The sequence below is a fragment of the Pandoraea sp. 64-18 genome (assembly GCF_001899225.1).
Lineage (GTDB): Bacteria > Pseudomonadota > Gammaproteobacteria > Burkholderiales > Burkholderiaceae > Pandoraea > Pandoraea cepalis.
Map to the genome: position 1 here is coordinate 96568 of NZ_MKVU01000022.1, position 14627 is coordinate 111194.

The 14627-nt window shown below is 59.8% G+C and carries 15 protein-coding genes; 10 read left to right on the plus strand and 5 right to left on the minus strand.

Annotation, left to right across the window (positions count from 1 at the left end; genetic code table 11):
• The first annotated feature begins 33 nt into the window (after nucleotides 1-33).
• The 6 genes from BGP02_RS20730 to BGP02_RS20755 all read left to right on the plus strand — a co-directional run bounded on the left by BGP02_RS20730 (nucleotide 34) and on the right by BGP02_RS20755 (nucleotide 6307).
• Nucleotides 34-867: a branched-chain amino acid ABC transporter permease gene (locus BGP02_RS20730; protein ID WP_150562407.1), complete on the plus strand. Its 834-nt coding sequence runs from the start codon at nucleotides 34-36 to the stop codon at nucleotides 865-867.
• A gap of 88 nt (nucleotides 868-955) precedes the next feature.
• Nucleotides 956-2722, plus strand: a complete 1767-nt coding sequence (locus BGP02_RS20735; RefSeq protein ID WP_261939793.1) for an ABC transporter permease subunit — start codon at nucleotides 956-958, stop codon at nucleotides 2720-2722.
• On the plus strand, nucleotides 2719-3426 hold the full coding sequence (locus tag BGP02_RS20740; RefSeq protein WP_035534536.1) for a branched-chain amino acid ABC transporter ATP-binding protein: 708 nt from the start codon (nucleotides 2719-2721) through the stop codon (nucleotides 3424-3426). Before BGP02_RS20735 ends, BGP02_RS20740 begins: the two co-directional genes overlap by 4 nt.
• A gap of 91 nt (nucleotides 3427-3517) precedes the next feature.
• Nucleotides 3518-4519 (plus strand): asparaginase, encoded by a 1002-nt coding sequence (locus BGP02_RS20745; protein WP_286799154.1) that lies wholly within the window; start codon nucleotides 3518-3520, stop codon nucleotides 4517-4519.
• A gap of 10 nt (nucleotides 4520-4529) precedes the next feature.
• Nucleotides 4530-5690 (plus strand): transporter substrate-binding domain-containing protein, encoded by a 1161-nt coding sequence (locus BGP02_RS20750; RefSeq protein WP_150562405.1) that lies wholly within the window; start codon nucleotides 4530-4532, stop codon nucleotides 5688-5690.
• Nucleotides 5687-6307 (plus strand): ANTAR domain-containing response regulator, encoded by a 621-nt coding sequence (locus BGP02_RS20755; protein WP_261939220.1) that lies wholly within the window; start codon nucleotides 5687-5689, stop codon nucleotides 6305-6307. The genes BGP02_RS20750 and BGP02_RS20755 overlap by 4 nt, the downstream gene beginning before the upstream one ends.
• Nucleotides 6308-6675: 368 nt before the next feature.
• On the opposite strand, the gene BGP02_RS20760 is transcribed toward BGP02_RS20755, so the two are convergent.
• The gene (locus tag BGP02_RS20760) at nucleotides 6676-7128 is read right to left on the minus strand and encodes an Rrf2 family transcriptional regulator (protein ID WP_150562403.1); all 453 of its coding nucleotides are present in this window, start codon (nucleotides 7126-7128) and stop codon (nucleotides 6676-6678) included.
• 101 nt (nucleotides 7129-7229) lie between these two features.
• Here BGP02_RS20760 and BGP02_RS20765 point away from each other — a divergent pair, with 101 nt between their 5' ends.
• A complete protein-coding gene (locus tag BGP02_RS20765; RefSeq protein ID WP_286799155.1) occupies nucleotides 7230-8135 on the plus strand; it encodes an NAD(P)/FAD-dependent oxidoreductase in 906 nt (301 codons plus the stop codon).
• Nucleotides 8136-8535: 400 nt separating this feature from the next.
• On the opposite strand, the gene BGP02_RS20770 is transcribed toward BGP02_RS20765, so the two are convergent.
• On the minus strand, nucleotides 8536-9399 hold the full coding sequence (locus BGP02_RS20770; protein ID WP_286799156.1) for a class I SAM-dependent methyltransferase: 864 nt from the start codon (nucleotides 9397-9399) through the stop codon (nucleotides 8536-8538).
• A gap of 96 nt (nucleotides 9400-9495) precedes the next feature.
• On the minus strand, nucleotides 9496-10389 hold the full coding sequence (locus BGP02_RS20775) for an NAD(P)/FAD-dependent oxidoreductase (protein ID WP_150562401.1): 894 nt from the start codon (nucleotides 10387-10389) through the stop codon (nucleotides 9496-9498).
• Nucleotides 10390-10537: 148 nt separating this feature from the next.
• Between BGP02_RS20775 and BGP02_RS20780 the strand changes: the two genes are divergently transcribed.
• The 3 genes from BGP02_RS20780 to BGP02_RS20790 all read left to right on the plus strand — a co-directional run bounded on the left by BGP02_RS20780 (nucleotide 10538) and on the right by BGP02_RS20790 (nucleotide 12595).
• Nucleotides 10538-11170 (plus strand): TetR/AcrR family transcriptional regulator, encoded by a 633-nt coding sequence (locus BGP02_RS20780; protein WP_286799157.1) that lies wholly within the window; start codon nucleotides 10538-10540, stop codon nucleotides 11168-11170.
• A gap of 572 nt (nucleotides 11171-11742) precedes the next feature.
• Entirely contained in the window at nucleotides 11743-12087 is a 345-nt protein-coding gene (locus BGP02_RS20785) for an ArsR/SmtB family transcription factor (RefSeq protein ID WP_017235523.1), read from the plus strand.
• Nucleotides 12077-12595: an SRPBCC family protein gene (locus tag BGP02_RS20790; RefSeq protein WP_017235522.1), complete on the plus strand. Its 519-nt coding sequence runs from the start codon at nucleotides 12077-12079 to the stop codon at nucleotides 12593-12595. The genes BGP02_RS20785 and BGP02_RS20790 overlap by 11 nt, the downstream gene beginning before the upstream one ends.
• 117 nt (nucleotides 12596-12712) lie before the next feature.
• On the opposite strand, the gene BGP02_RS20795 is transcribed toward BGP02_RS20790, so the two are convergent.
• Nucleotides 12713-13603, minus strand: coding sequence for an alpha/beta fold hydrolase (locus tag BGP02_RS20795; protein ID WP_286799158.1), 891 nt, complete (start codon nucleotides 13601-13603; stop codon nucleotides 12713-12715).
• Nucleotides 13604-13778: 175 nt separating this feature from the next.
• Nucleotides 13779-14384: a TetR/AcrR family transcriptional regulator gene (locus BGP02_RS20800; protein ID WP_286799159.1), complete on the minus strand. Its 606-nt coding sequence runs from the start codon at nucleotides 14382-14384 to the stop codon at nucleotides 13779-13781.
• Nucleotides 14385-14627: the final 243 nt, after the last annotated feature.

The window sequence follows — 14627 nt, forward strand, 5'->3', positions numbered from 1 at the left end:
ACGCCGCGCGGGCGGATGCGACTGGAGACGGAAATGGTTCTAGCACTAGATATTTTCACCACCGCGGCGATACTGTTCATCGTGACCGCCGGCTTGATGATGATTTTCGGCGTGATGAAAATCGTCAACTTCGCCCACGGTGCGCTGCTGACGATGGGTGCCTACTCGAGCTTTGTGGTCACGCAATTGAAACTCAATCCATGGTTTGGCGTGCCACTCGCAATGGCTGTGGGCGTAGGAGTTGGCATGCTCGTCGAGCAGGTGATCGTGCGTCCCCTGTATAAGCGCCCCCTCGACGCAATCCTTGCCACCTGGGGTCTCGGAATCGTCATCGGGCAGATCATTGTGATGGTGTTCGGCCGGGAGGTGCAGTTTGTCGAAACGCCGCTGAAGGGAGCATTCTCGATCGCCGGTACGGACTATTCTGCCTATCGCCTGCTGCTGATTCCGATCGCGTTGGGCTTGTGCGGGCTTCTCACCGCGCTACTGTCCGGCACACGCTTTGGCGTCAAGACCCGTGCGGTGATCATGAATGAGGATCTCGCGCGCGGACTCGGCATTCATTCTGGACGCATCCGCTTCATCACGTTCAGTCTGGGCGCAGCGCTTGGTTCCCTGGCGGGCACGCTGATTACGCCCTTGTCAAGCGTCGATCCCAACATGGGGCTACCGTGGCTGGTCAGTGCCTTCATGCTGGTCATGGTTTCAGGCTACTCGATGGTCAGTCTGCTGGTTACGTGTCTGGTGTTCGGGGCGTGCCAGGTTCTTGTTAGCACGTTTGTCAGTCCGGTATTGGGTGGCCTGACCATCGCCGTACTTGCCGCTCTCACGCTGCGCGTTCGTCCGAAGGGGTTCTCGCATGGCTAAAATCAACATGTCGCCGGCCCCTGTCGGCGTCAAATCCTCGCAAAGCGAGATTCGGTTGTCGGATCGGCGAAAGATACCTTCGCGCGGAATGCTTCTGGTCGGTGCATCGGCCGTTCTGCTGCTGGCCGTCGGTCCGTTCCTGTTCGGCACGTACCTCCTGAACGTCCTGATTCAGGCGTTCTTCTTCTCGATCGTCGCGGTCACCGTCGACATCCTGTGGGGCTATACGGGTTACCTGACGTTCGGGCAATCGGCCTTCTTCGGCGTTGGTGCCTATGCCGCGGGCCTCTTGTTCACACACGGCGGCTTCTCGCCCGGATACGTCGTACTGGCAGTGGGCGCCGCCATCCTCGTCGCGGCCGTGATCGCAGTGTTGCTCGGCTGGCTGTCATTTTATCGGGGCGCTTCTCCATTCTTTGCCACTGTGATGTCGCTCGTCTTGCCAATCGTTCTCAGCCAGGTGCTCCTGTCTGGCGGTGAGTGGACCGGCTCAAGCTCGGGCCTGACCGGCTACGAAACATTTGATCTGTCGCTCCACGCGTGGTACTGGATAGCGGGTGCTGGATTGCTGGGCATCGCGACGCTTGCGTGGCTTTTCGTGCGCAGCGATGGCGGCCGCGTGCTGGTGGCCATTCGCGATAATGAATCGCGCTGTTCATACCTTGGCATCAACACATCGCTTGGGAAGATTGTCCTGCTGGTTGTGGCGGCCATTGTTGCCAGCATCGCGGGATTTGGCTATGGATCGTTCAGCGGCGTGGTTGCGCCGGAACTGACCGGCTTCGTTCTAGGGACGCAGTTGATCATATGGGTCGCGCTCGGCGGTCGAGGTACATTGTGGGGACCTGTGATTGGCACGCTGCTGATCAATGTTGCAACGTCGTATCTGAGCGGCAGCATGCCGTTTGCATGGCAGCTCATCCTTGGTGCGGCGTTCGTCGCGGTAATTGTCCTGTTGCCGCAAGGCCTGGTGCCATTGCTGCTCAAACCGTTTCGCAGTCTGACTGGAAATGCCGTTGAACTCGAACTGGTTGAGCGTCCCGTGCGCCCCGATCATGTGCAACCGGCTTCCGCGCCGGCGCTGCAGATGGCCGGTGTCGCCAAACATTTCGGTAGCCTGAAGGTGCTGCAGGGCATCGACCTGAATGCCAAAGCGGGGGAACTGGTTGGACTGATCGGGCCGAACGGAGCAGGCAAAACCACATTGATGCGATGCATGAGCGACGGTGCAGAGCGTTCCGACGGCACGGTTGTGCTTTGCGGAAATGATATCCGCGATTTGCCGCCTGACCAGTGCGTGCGTTTCGGTCTGGGCCGCAAATTCCAGAACGCGAACATATTCGATTCCCTGACAGTCGGGGAATGCCTGAGGATCTCTGGCACGATCATCGAACGGCCTTCGTTCTTCAAGCGTTCACACACGCTTGCATTGCCACCGTATGCGCTCGAGGTAGTTCGCACAACGGGCCTCGACCAGAAGCTGGGGGCCGTAGCGAAAGACCTGTCGCACGGCCAGCAGCAGGCACTGGAACTGGCGATGGTGCTTGCATTGGAGCCGCGTATCGTGCTGCTCGACGAACCAACGGCAGGATTGACAAAAACCGAACGTACGCAGATCGGCAACGTGCTTGCGGCATTGGCTCACCAGTATCAACTGTGTTGCCTGCTGGTTGAACACGACCTCGACTTCGTGAAGGAAATCGCAACACGCATCGTAGTCCTGCATCAGGGTCAAATCGTGATGCAAGGCAGCTTCGATGAGGTAGTCAATTCGGAGTTGGTCAGAACGATATATGCCGGAACCGCGCACGATACGGGAAGCGCGGGTACCGCCACATCAGGGGAGGCATCATGAGCCAGATCGCATTGGACCTGCAGGACGTGACCAGCGGATACAAGGCTTCCGTGGTGCTGCGCAAGCTATCCATGACCGTCGCGAGCGGCGACGCGGTAGCCCTGCTGGGCAAGAACGGCATGGGCAAGACGACGCTGCTCAAGACGATCATGGGCTACCTGCCGAAAAAGAGCGGTGCAATCCATCTGAACGGGCAGGACATCACCCGCCTGCCGCCGCACCGGATTGCCCGTGCCGGAATCGCTTACGCGGCGCAGGAACACGCGTTGTTTCCGGATCTCACTATCCGTGACAATCTGCGCCTCGGACTTGAAAAGGTATCGGTGTTCGACGAGCGGTTTGCGGAAATCGAACCGATTTTTCCGGTCTTCAAGAGCCGACTCAAGCAACATGCGGGCACACTGTCCGGCGGCGAGCAGAAGATGTTGCTGGTCGCCCGCGCCCTCATGATGCGCCCATCGATCATCCTGCTTGATGAAATCACTGAGGGTCTGCAACCGTCGGTCATTGACCGCCTTGCCGAAGCGCTGCTTTGGGAACGACGTCGCCACGGCACAACACTGCTGCTGATCGAGCAGCACGTGCCTTTCGCCCTGAAGGTCGCAGACCGCTATGCCGTGCTGAAGCAGGGCGAAATTATCGACAACGGTGATGCGAAAAACCCGGTAGCTGCAGATTCGGTATTCGAGCACCTCCGCGTCTAAGTCGGTCTGAAAAGACACGCCGCGGGCGGGCGGTTCAGCCCTGCATGGCGTGTCTATCGCCGTCGCCAACGATGACCCATTTAACGAACCGATGACTGCCTCTGCTCCTTCCCAACTCCCTAAGTGTGCCTACATCGCAACGGGCGGTACCATTGCGATGAAGATCGATCCGCTGAAACAGGCGCCGGTCCCGGCTCTGTCCGGCGAAGACCTGTTGGCGGCTGTCCCGGCCATCACCGCGATCGCAAGACTGGAGGTCAACAACCTGTCCAATGTGCCTTCCGATTACATGGGGCCGCAGCGTTGGATTGAGCTGCACAGGGCAATATCATCTGCGCTGGCAAAGGATGACGTGGCGGGCGTTATTGTTTCCCATGGAACGGACACCCTGGAAGAAACCGCCTGGTTTCTCGATCTGACAACCGACACGCACAAGCCGATCGTTCTAACCGGTGCGCAGCGTAACGCGTCTGCATCCGATTTCGATGGTCCGCGTAACCTGCTCAATGCTGCGCGAGTTTGCCTTTCGCCGGATGCACGCGGCAAAGGCGCCGTTGTTGTATTGAACAACCAGATCAATGCGGCGCGGGAGGTCACCAAGGCACATACGGCTGATGTGGAAGCATTCCGGTCCGGGGATTTCGGGTTCCTTGGAACAGTGGACGAAGACCGTGTTGTATTTGCCCGCTCACCTGTGCGCCGGCAGTTCATTCGTCTTGAAAGGGACACACTGCCGTACGTGGAAATTGTACCAATGTACGCCGGCGCCGATGGTGGCCTGGTTCGCGCCGCCCTGAAGCTGGGCGCCAGAGGAATCGTGATACAGGCGCTTGGTTTTGGCAACGTCAACGCCGAAATGTACGAGGCGATCAGGGAAGCAATCATGGCCGACGTGCCTGTTGTCATTTCGACGCGCGTGCCCAACGGCCGGGTATTGCCGGTGTATGGTTTTGTTGGCGGCGGGAGCACACTGAAGGCGGCAGGTTCGATCTTCGCCGACAATCTCAGCCCACAGAAAGCGAGAATTCTCCTCATGCTGGCGCTACAGAATTCTTCGGCGCAGGAAGATATCCAGCGTCTCTTCGATCGATAAGGTATTTCAGATGAACTCGAGCCGAAATTCCGTTACTGAGCCAGGCTGGCGCATCGGCGTCCTGTTCTCACGAACCGGCGTCACAGCGGCAACAGAATCCGAGCATTTTTTGGGCACTGTACTCGCAATCGAAGAAATCAACGCCGCTGGTGGCGTCGACGGGCGATTGCTTGACCCCGTCGTGTATGACCCGAAGAGCGACCCGGATGAATACAGGCGGCTCGCTACACGCATGCTGCAGGAAGACGACGCAACGGTAATATTCGGGTGTTCCACTTCTTCCAGCCGTAAGGCAGTGCTGCCGGTGATCGAGCGCAACAACGCACTGCTCTGGTACTGCTCGATCTATGAGGGCTTTGAGTATTCGCCGAACATCATCTACACGGGCGCAGTACCTAACCAGAACAGCATGCAACTTGCGGCGTATCTTCTCCGCCATCACGGAAAGCGCTTTTTCCTGGTTGGGGCCGACTATATCTATCCGCGCGAGTCGAACCGAATCATGCGCGATATGGTCGAAGAGCACGGCGGAGAGATCGTGGAAGAAGTCTACCTGCCAAGCGACGCGGCCCCTTCCGCCCTCGAAGCGGTCGTGCGGGAGATCAAGGCCGTCGAGCCGGACGTAGTTTTTTCGACCCTGATCGGACGTGGAGCACGCGCGTTCTACAAACTCTATCGCGAACACGGTATCGATCCCGCCTGTATCCCGATCGCCAGTCTGACAATGACGGAGGGCGAAACGCGGATGATTGGCCCGGAATTGTGTGGCGGGCATATCGTAGCTGCCAGCTACGTCAATACGTTAGACAATGAGAGCAACCGGCGTTTCATGAATGCGTGGCAGGCGCGTTTCGGAGACCAGCCGGCCAGCATGTGGTCGGAAATGGCATACAACCAGGCACACCTCTTCGCCCTCGCCTTGGCACGCACCCGTAGTCTCGACACAGCAAAGCTGGTGGCGGCTGTTCGTGAAGTCGGGTTCGATTCACCCGAGGGGTTGCTCAGGATCGACCCTGAGAATAACCACGCGATCCTTACGCCACGTATTGCCGTCTGTCGCCCAGATGGAGCGTTCGACGTCGTGTGGGAAGGCAGCGGTCCGGTCAAACCAGATCCTTATCTGACCTCTTACGGCTTCACGGACTTCTGGCTTAACGGAGAACTCACATGAACACCGGCGCGCGTCGGCTGTTCGACGATTTGCGTTCGCTGCGGGTCGTCGTGATCCATCCGCCGGGAGAGGATCGTGGCGTTCTGGAAGAGCAATTGCGCCGCATCGGTTGCCCCGTTCGCACCGTCTGGCCATTTCCAGCTCAGTTGCCCGCAGATGCGGACGTGATCCTCTTTCTTGTTGGCCCCGAGTTACGCAGCGCGGGCAACTGGTGCGCGGCAGACACCGATGCGACACTCATCGCGCTGTCCGACTATGAGAACCCGACAGCTTTGAAACTGCTCGTCGACACGCGGGCGCATGGCGTGATCACGAAGCCGTATCGCTCCACGGGGATACTGAGCACGCTGGTGCTGGCACGCGCCTCCTCTGGCTATCAACAGCGACTTCACCACAAGATCGGAAAGCTTGAAGAAGCAATCAAGGCGCGACGCCATATCGAGAAGGCGATACGGATTCTGATGGATGCCCATCGACTCAGTGAGAATGACGCCTACGAGCACATGCGGTCACGCGCAACAAGTCTCCGGGTCACGGTAGGGGAAATTGCTACGATGATAATTGACGCCCATGAGGCAATGGAAAAGCTGGGTTTAGGAAAGGCACCCAAACTCTGATCGAAGCGGTGTTGAGGCCAACAGTTCAGCCACATAGCCCTGTGATCGCCCGCAGACTTAATCCGGCACTGCGTTCTAATCGACGTTCCCGGCAAGGTCGGTCAAGTTGCATTCCACACGGCATTCAAGCGTGCAGCCTCTCTGAGGTATGTCGAATGACCGGTTTATGCTGACAGACAGACGTTCCACTCACATACGCGACCGGCAGCAACGGGTCGGAAACCGACCGTCATGAGCGACGGCGAGCGGCCAGCGGCAGTCACTAGCCCGTCCCGCAAAACTGCCATTTAAACGGCGGGTTCGCATCCCAACCCTGCCAATCGCCTACGTGTGCATCGCCGAACCGGACGGGCCGCATACGGCGACTGCTATTTATTCCCTACGCGAGACGATTTCGACCGCAACGCCGAAGTTTCAACTTCTCCTGCAAGCATCGCAATGGTGACCTTCTCGAATTTTTTCAGCAGGACAGCCTCGGCTTCGAGAAGCGTCGCCGAAAGATGGGCATTCACAGCTTGTTCGACAAGACATTCCGGATGATCCTCCGAAACAAGATGCGAGAAAAGCGAAGGTTCACCGACCGCACGGTAGACGTCCAGTAGCGTGATGTTTTCGAGGGGTTCGGCCAGCACCCAACCGCCTCCGTGCCCTTTCTCCGAAGTGACGTATCCAATATCGCGCAGACCGCTGAACAAACGCCTCACGACGACGGCGTTCGTGCACAGCATTTCACCGAGCGCTTCGGAGGTGAGCGGACCCTCCGCATGCTTCATGTGAATCAGCGCGTGCAAGACGCGAGACATGCGGCTATCGGTCTTCATCGTGGGCACTCATCTCAAGAAACTTTTCAAGTTGCATAAGAGTTTAACATGGCGTTATCATGCAACTCACAATGTTGCATGATGATCTGGAGAGGGAACGTATGGACGAGCACTACGACGTCATCGTGATCGGCGGCAGCTTCGCCGGTCTTTCAGCCGCAATGCAGCTGGCGCGCGCGCGACGGCGTGTGCTTGTGCTCGATAGTAGAAAGCCACGCAATCGATTCGCATCACACGCTCATGGTTTTCTCGGGCAGGATGGCAAGGCGCCCGGCGAGATCATCGATGAGGCGACGGCGCAACTCTCGGCGTATCCGACGGCGCACGTCGCGACAGGCGAAGCACGCACGGCGGAGCGTGTTGATGATTGCTTCATCGTCACGCAAAGCAGTGGGAGCACCGCAAGCGCGGATCGATTGATCCTTGCGACGGGCGTTCGAGACGAACTGCCCTCTCTCCCCGGCCTGGATGAACGGTGGGGTATCAGCGCGCTGCATTGTCCGTATTGTCACGGTTACGAAGTCGCGGACAAGCGGCTCGGCGTCCTGGCAACGCATTCACTATCGATTCATCAGGCGATGCTCGTTCCCGACTGGGGACCGACAACCTGGTTTACGCAAGGCATAGTCGAGCCATCGCCCGAAGAGACTGCGTTGCTCGAAGCCCGCAATGTGCGGATCGAACGGGCGCCAGTCGTGGAAGTGCTTGGCGACGTACCCAACATGACAGGGTTGCGTCTCGCCGACGGCCGCGCCATCGACATCGATGCACTGTTTGTGGGGCCGCGCACCCAGATGGCAAGTCCGCTCGCAAAGCAGCTCGGATGCGAGTTCGACGAAGGTCCGATAGGTCCCGTTATCCGCGTGGACGACTGGAAGCAGACCACCGTTCCGGGAGTGTTTGCCGCTGGCGATGCGGCGAGCGCATGGTCCAACGCGACGTTCGCCTCGGCCGCCGGCGTTGCAGCGGGCGTTGCGGCACATCGCTCGCTCATTTTTGGCTTGTAATCGATCGTGGAAGTGGCCGCGCCCTGGCAGCGGGTCTAACGCGTCGAGTGCATCAAACGGCTATCCGCGAGGCACGCATTCGTCCGAAGTTGCCACGGGGCGGTCCGATCGATCATTCCTGCGCCTTGGTTCTTCCCACGAGCAGGTAAAGGCCATTGAGGCCGGAAGCCGAACGGCCGCTTCACGGTCGGAAATCGCCGTTCAACCAGCCGTGCGTCGAGTGACTCGGATGGGTCGGAAACCGACCGTCATGAGCGACGGCAAGCGGCCATCAAGCGCCACTACTCTTTTTGCCCTCAATGGCTAATCAGCGCCGCGTTTCGGTCGTTCGGCGCTCAAGGTAGACCCTCCCCGAGACACGAGGAATTGCCGGTTCTGACACATTGGTCGACGTAACCTGTCAACGTGCGGGATTGCGTGCATTGACGACCCACGCCGCGCCGTTGATCATCACCGACCGCTCACCGGGGAGGCTCTCGAAGGCGGCACGAACTGCAGCCGCGGCGCGGGCGCGGAGGTCGTCGGGCTGGTCAGCGAGCACACGCGACAGCGGGCCGACCTCGAGCGTCATCTTCACCGCGGCGTCGACCGCAGCGTCCCGCGTTTCGCCCTCGCCGAATGGGACGGACGCGTCGAAGGGCATGATAGCGATATCGGTGAAGCCGGCCGCCGTCAGGATGCGCGCCACGCGCGCTCGGTCGCCGAACGAAAACGGGCCGAGCGCTTCGGGATCGGGCAGCGCGCTCGGCGGGAGAATGCCCTTGAGCGCGCCCACCGGCAGGCGCATCCAGTCGTTCTCGGCCGCCCCGCGCCAGCAGACAAAAGCGACCCGCCCGCCAGGCCGGAGTGCGCGTCGCATGTGGGCGAACGCCGCTGTCGGATCGTCGAAGAACATCACGCCGAAACGCGAGAACAGGATGTCAAACGCGCCTTCGGGCAGCTCTGCGCTGCTGGCGTCGGCCACCTGAAACAGGGCCGGCGTATCGTGGCGCGCAAGCGCGCGCGCTCGCTCGATCAGCGGCTCGGATATGTCCACGCCCAGCACTTGGCCCCCCGCGCCAACGCGGGCGGCCAGAGCCAGACTCGATGCGCCCGCGCCGCAACCGATGTCCAGCGCGCGCTCACCCGTCGCGGGCGCGGCGGCTTCTATCGCGGCCTGGCCAAACACCGCCACCAGAGCGTCGAGCCGGGCCTGGTTGGCGACCCAGCGCTCACCGCTTTGACCATTCCAGTCACCCACCTGATCAGCACTTTGCTTTGCCATGTCATCTCCTTGACTCGACGATCCGCTCTTCACTGCGCCGATCTACGCCAACCTTTTCGAAGGCGACGACGCAATGGGAGAAGGGAATCTGTGCTCTCAAACCACCATCGACTGCTGGGCGAAGATGCCCGCCAATGCGCCCTGCGAGGATGCCTGGGTGACCGATGGCAAGAAGGGCGTGGCGAGGTCGCCAGCGGCGTAGATGCCGGGCATGCTGGTTTGGCGGCGCTCGTCGACCTTGAGTACTATGCCGGTGGGCGTATCGACCGTGGCGAGGCCCAGAGATGTATGCAGGCTTGCGGACGGCTTGTTGCGCGGATGGGCGAACAGGACGTCGACCGAGACATTGCGACCAGTATCCAGATTGACGGTGGTGATATGGCCCTTCTGGTGGGCGATCTCGACGATCCGTCCATCGACGAGAGGTATGTTGCGGCGCGCCAGATCGGCCTCGATATCGGGCGCGATGTCATGACCATCGGTGAAGACAGTCAACTTGTCAGTCCAATCGCGGAACAGCTTGGCAGATTGGTACGACTGCGGGCTGGACCAGACAAGGCCCCAATGCTGGCCAGCGACTTCAAAGCCGTCGCAATAGGGGCAGGGCACGATGGACGTGCCCCAGCTTTCGGCGAAGCCCGGAACATCAGGCATCTGGTCGGCGACGCCATAGCTCAGGATCAGGCGGCGCGCCCTCAGGCTTTCGTGATCGTCAGTGACGACACAGAAATCGTCGATGGCGCCAGACACGCTTTCGGCCCGGGCATTGACGAAGCTGATCGTTGGATAGCGCGACAGCTGCTGCCGCGCCTCGACCAGGATGTCCAGCGGCGGCTTGTGATCGTGGCCGAGCAGGCCATGTGAGTGGCCGGCAAAGCGGTTACGCGGCCGGCCGGTATCGAGAACGGTGACCTTGCGGCGGGCACGGCCAAGCTGCAAGGCGGCGGCGAGGCCAGCAAAGCTGCCGCCTATGATGATGACGTCATTCATGGTGATGGGCTCCGTGTTGTGAATGAGGGGTGGGCCCCGGGGACGCCTGATCTGGACAACCGGTTGAAACCTGCCCTTGGCTTGCACATTGCGATACTATGCGGTATCGTATTAACAGATTTCAATACTGTCAAGTACCATAATTATCGTGACCGAAAATAGCCAGAGCCGGCGCGGCCGGCCCGCCAACGAGGCACTTCGCCAAACGATCGTCGACGCGGCCTGCAAACTCTTTGTGGAATTGGGTTTTCAAGCGACGACCATGGACAAGGTCGCGCAGCGGGCGAAGATATCCAAGCTCAGCATCTATCGGCACTTCGAGAACAAGGAGGCGCTGTTCAGCGCGGCCATGGTGGCCCGCTGCGATGAGTTTGCACCGCAGGCCCTTTCTGACGGCGTCGACGGTTCAGCCGAAGATCAGCTCATGGCGATGGGATCATCCCTGCTTCGCACGCTGTTGAGCCCGGACGTCCGCAGTGTCGAGGCCATGGTCTTGGCCGACAAGACGAATCAAAAGGCGTTAAGCAAGCTCCACTACGAGGCCGGGCCTGCCCATGTCATCGCCCACATCGAGGCCGTGTTGCGTCAGTTGCACGAGAAGGGGATGCTGAACGTACCCGATGCGCACCTGTCCGCCCGCTTGTTTGCCGCGCTTTTCAAAGGGGCCGATCTCCTGCTGATCGCACGCTTCGATGAGGCGAGAGCAGAGGACGACAACGAAATCGAATCCTATTGCCGGTCGGCCGTCGCCATGTTTATCGCCGCGCACGGTGGCATCTGAGGGTGCGCTATCGCGGTCGATGAAGAACACGCCGTTCGCGCCGAGCAATCTATTTATGATGCGTTGACGAGCCTGATGGGCCAGGCTCATTGCATTAGCGAAAAGCCGCGCGCGGGCAGGCAAGCAGGCGGGCAGAGCCCTCTTTACACACGATAGCGGTCGCTACTGCGGCCTGAGCGGAACGACAGAGAAGGGTCGCAAGCAGATGCTTGTGATAGGACGCAATCGGCCAGGAAGCGCATCGGACGTGGCTCCTGTCGGCAACAAGTCAAACGACGACTTTGCGTCCGCCACCGGCCATTCGACAACGCATTCTGATCGCTTGCTTGTTTCAATCGGTTGGCATCGGTGCAGTCGCGTGACTTGGCATGCGCTTATCGTTTCCGTATCAACGGGGCTTCATGCGCGAGCCGCGTCATGACGTCAGCGAATATGCGCCAGCTTTCCCCAAAAGACAGCAGCCAACGACCTGCGCATCGTAGGCGAGGTCGCCCGACACCTCCAACGCGCGCCCAACATACCCCCAAGACTGGTTCTTGCGCCAACCGATAAGCTCGCGTATAGTTAGCCGAATGGATAACTATGGAATTGCGCTGAACTCGGTCTTTCACGCACTGGCGGACCCTACGCGCAGGGCAGTTATTCAACGGCTCGGCGTGGGGCCCGCGACGGTGAGCGAGTTGGCAGAACCCTTCGACATGGCGCTGCCGTCGTTCATGAAGCATGTGCGGGTACTGGAAGACACCGGGTTGATTCACTCGAGCAAGACCGGCAGAACTCGCACGTGCATGCTCGATCGCCAGAATCTGGCGGCCGCCGAACGGTGGTTTGCCGAGCAGCGCGCGATCTGGGCAAGCAGGTACGACAACCTGGACAACCTGTTGGAAAAACTCCAAGGACAAGACAATGAAAGCTGACCTTCGATTTGATTTCGTCGTCGATATGGAAAAAAACAGCATCACGGTGAAGCGGGAATTCGCAGCAGGACGCCAACTGGTGTGGGATTGCCATACAAAGCGCGAATTGCTCGATCAATGGTTCGCGCCCAAGCCGCTCACCACCCGGACAAAGCACATGGAGTTCAAGGAAGGCGGCTATTGGCACTACGCCATGACGACGCCTGACGGGGAATCATTCTGGAACCGTCTGGACTACCAGGCAATCAATCCGATCGATGGCTACGTAGCGCTCGACGGTTTTTGTGATGAATCGGGCGTCGTGAATCCGAGCCTGCCGAGGGCACGCTGGGACGTCGCTTTCGCCGATGCGAAGGAACGGACCCTTGTGACCACCGTTGTGCTCTACAACTCGCCGGCCGATGTGCAAAAAGCTATCGAGATGGGATTGAAGGACGGTCTGGCTGCCACCCTCGAACGCCTCGACGAGTTGCTGCTCACCATCGTACCGTCAGAAGCGCGTGCATAAGGACTACCGCAAGCCCCTGGCCAGCAGCGGAGAAATCCATCACTTTCCGCGCTTGGCCAGACGTCGACTTGGCGATCAACGCCACCCATCGCCGACGAGCGGCAGATCGTCCGTCATTCAAACTGAAGCAAAAAACCTCGCCAAGGCGTGCGCTACGGCCTCAGGCTGTTCCTCTGGCTGAAAGTGTCCGCAATTCACGATGGTCTCGCCGCTCACCTCATCTGCGAATGGGCGGAGTGCAGCCGACATATCCGGGATCGACCCCTGGTCTGCACTGAGGCCGAGTACCGGCATCTTGAGCTTCCGGTCGTGCGAAAGCGCGCGGTTCTGTTCGGCCGAGAGGGCCGCGGCGCGATAGAATGCGAGCCCCGCGCGCATTCCGCCAGGCGCGCAGTAGGTCCTCAGATACTCGGCAATTTCGTCCTCGCCGTAACATGCCGGATTGGCCGCCTTGCTCCAGAAGAACCATTCGAGATAGGCTCTTTCCCGACCGCCAAGCAGAATCTCCGGAAGATCTGGGACCGCGTGAAAGGAGAAATGCCAGGTCTTCCACGACAGCTTGGAAGACGACGGCAGCATGTCCGGCAGGGTGATGCCTGGGATGCCCGCATCCATTAGCGCCAGCGCCTCGACTTCCTCGCTGAATAAGTGCGCGTATGGAAACGCAACCCATGCGCCGACGTCATGCGCGGCGATACTGTATCGCTTGATGCCGAGATGATTCACAAGGTCGTGCACACGTTGTGCGACGGTTTGCGTGTCATAGCCGTCGAGCGGTCGATCACTATCGCCTTGGCCCGGCAAGTCGATGGCGACGACACGAAAGTCGTTGCCAAGCAACGGCATCACCTTACGCCACGCGTACCAACTCTCGGGAAAGCCGGCGATGAGGACGACGGTGCGTTCTGCCTTCGCGCCACCGTCGACATAGTGGAAACGCAGACCATTCACGGTAGCAAATCGATGTTCAAAACCGGCGGGGGCGGCCGGCAGTACGCCATGTATCATGACGGAGTCCTTTTCGAATAGCGCAGCGCGACGGTCATCGCAGTCAGTGCGACCACGCCGCATACGCTGCCGGTGTATGAACAGATGGAAGGGTCGGTGCTGCCTTCGCTACGCGGTAAGCCGCGACCGGAGGTGAGTCCGACCGACACGAGCGCAAACGTTTGGCGGTTCATGGTCACTCCAGGACTTTGAGTGCTAGGGCAACAAATGCGTCCGCATCGTCGCTGAATGCACCGGCTTTTCCGACCACGCGCATGCCCTGCAACAGTGCAAGCAACACATCTGCCACGGTCGCGGGATCGCTTGCGGTAGTGATCGAGCCGTCGGCCTGCCCTTGGGCGACCAGTCTGGCCAATAGATCTCGACGCTGCGCAAGCTGGCCCCGCAACGCATCGCCGACCCGAGAGAATTGAGGCAGCTCGGCGATGCCCGCCACCAGCAGACAGCCGAGTTTGCCTTCCTTTCCTTGGCTCAGCCGTGCATATAGGCCAAGCAGCGCTGTGATGCTGGCGCGTGCGTTCTCCGCGCCTTTTATCATGGCGCTGACCTCCGCCTCGCGCCGGGCGATATAACGCTCGAGCGCTTTGGCAAAGATCCCTTCCTTGTCCAGATACGCCTTGTAAAGGCTGCCGGCCGTCAGGCCGGTAGCCTGCTGGAGATCGCTAATTCCTGTGGCCGAATATCCCGAAGCACTGAATAGCGCGATGGCGCGACTGAGCACTCGCTCTTCGTCGAATTCTCTCGGCCGCCCCCGGGGCCGGCTTGCAACAGCCTGGATCATCTTTATCTCGCCAATTTAGGAAACGATCACATCCTAATTTTTCTTTCTCATGTTGTCAATCGATCGGGCGACAGGCTATCTCGAGGCCTGGCAGGACGGGCATGCGGAGCGCCTATCGTGTCGAATTCGCCAGGACAACGGACGCATGCCGCCGGCAAAACTCAACTTGCGAGTGCCATAACGAACTCGAGGAATCTCGTTCCGAACAAATCCGGCGATAATGGCTCGTCACCGTGTGACGCC

What these genes read in the sequence shown, in the direction of transcription:
- BGP02_RS20730 (WP_150562407.1), top strand. Translation starts at nt 34, where the DNA reads ATGGTTCTAGCACTAGATATTTTCACCACCGCGGCGATACTGTTCATC.
- BGP02_RS20735 (WP_261939793.1), top strand. Translation starts at nt 956, where the DNA reads ATGCTTCTGGTCGGTGCATCGGCCGTTCTGCTGCTGGCCGTCGGTCCG.
- BGP02_RS20740 (WP_035534536.1), top strand. Translation starts at nt 2,719, where the DNA reads ATGAGCCAGATCGCATTGGACCTGCAGGACGTGACCAGCGGATACAAG.
- BGP02_RS20745 (WP_286799154.1), top strand. Translation starts at nt 3,518, where the DNA reads ATGACTGCCTCTGCTCCTTCCCAACTCCCTAAGTGTGCCTACATCGCA.
- BGP02_RS20750 (WP_150562405.1), top strand. Translation starts at nt 4,530, where the DNA reads ATGAACTCGAGCCGAAATTCCGTTACTGAGCCAGGCTGGCGCATCGGC.
- BGP02_RS20755 (WP_261939220.1), top strand. Translation starts at nt 5,687, where the DNA reads ATGAACACCGGCGCGCGTCGGCTGTTCGACGATTTGCGTTCGCTGCGG.
- BGP02_RS20760 (WP_150562403.1), bottom strand. Translation starts at nt 7,128, where the DNA reads ATGAAGACCGATAGCCGCATGTCTCGCGTCTTGCACGCGCTGATTCAC.
- BGP02_RS20765 (WP_286799155.1), top strand. Translation starts at nt 7,230, where the DNA reads ATGGACGAGCACTACGACGTCATCGTGATCGGCGGCAGCTTCGCCGGT.
- BGP02_RS20770 (WP_286799156.1), bottom strand. Translation starts at nt 9,399, where the DNA reads ATGGCAAAGCAAAGTGCTGATCAGGTGGGTGACTGGAATGGTCAAAGC.
- BGP02_RS20775 (WP_150562401.1), bottom strand. Translation starts at nt 10,389, where the DNA reads ATGAATGACGTCATCATCATAGGCGGCAGCTTTGCTGGCCTCGCCGCC.
- BGP02_RS20785 (WP_017235523.1), top strand. Translation starts at nt 11,743, where the DNA reads ATGGATAACTATGGAATTGCGCTGAACTCGGTCTTTCACGCACTGGCG.
- BGP02_RS20790 (WP_017235522.1), top strand. Translation starts at nt 12,077, where the DNA reads ATGAAAGCTGACCTTCGATTTGATTTCGTCGTCGATATGGAAAAAAAC.
- BGP02_RS20795 (WP_286799158.1), bottom strand. Translation starts at nt 13,603, where the DNA reads ATGATACATGGCGTACTGCCGGCCGCCCCCGCCGGTTTTGAACATCGA.
- BGP02_RS20800 (WP_286799159.1), bottom strand. Translation starts at nt 14,384, where the DNA reads ATGATCCAGGCTGTTGCAAGCCGGCCCCGGGGGCGGCCGAGAGAATTC.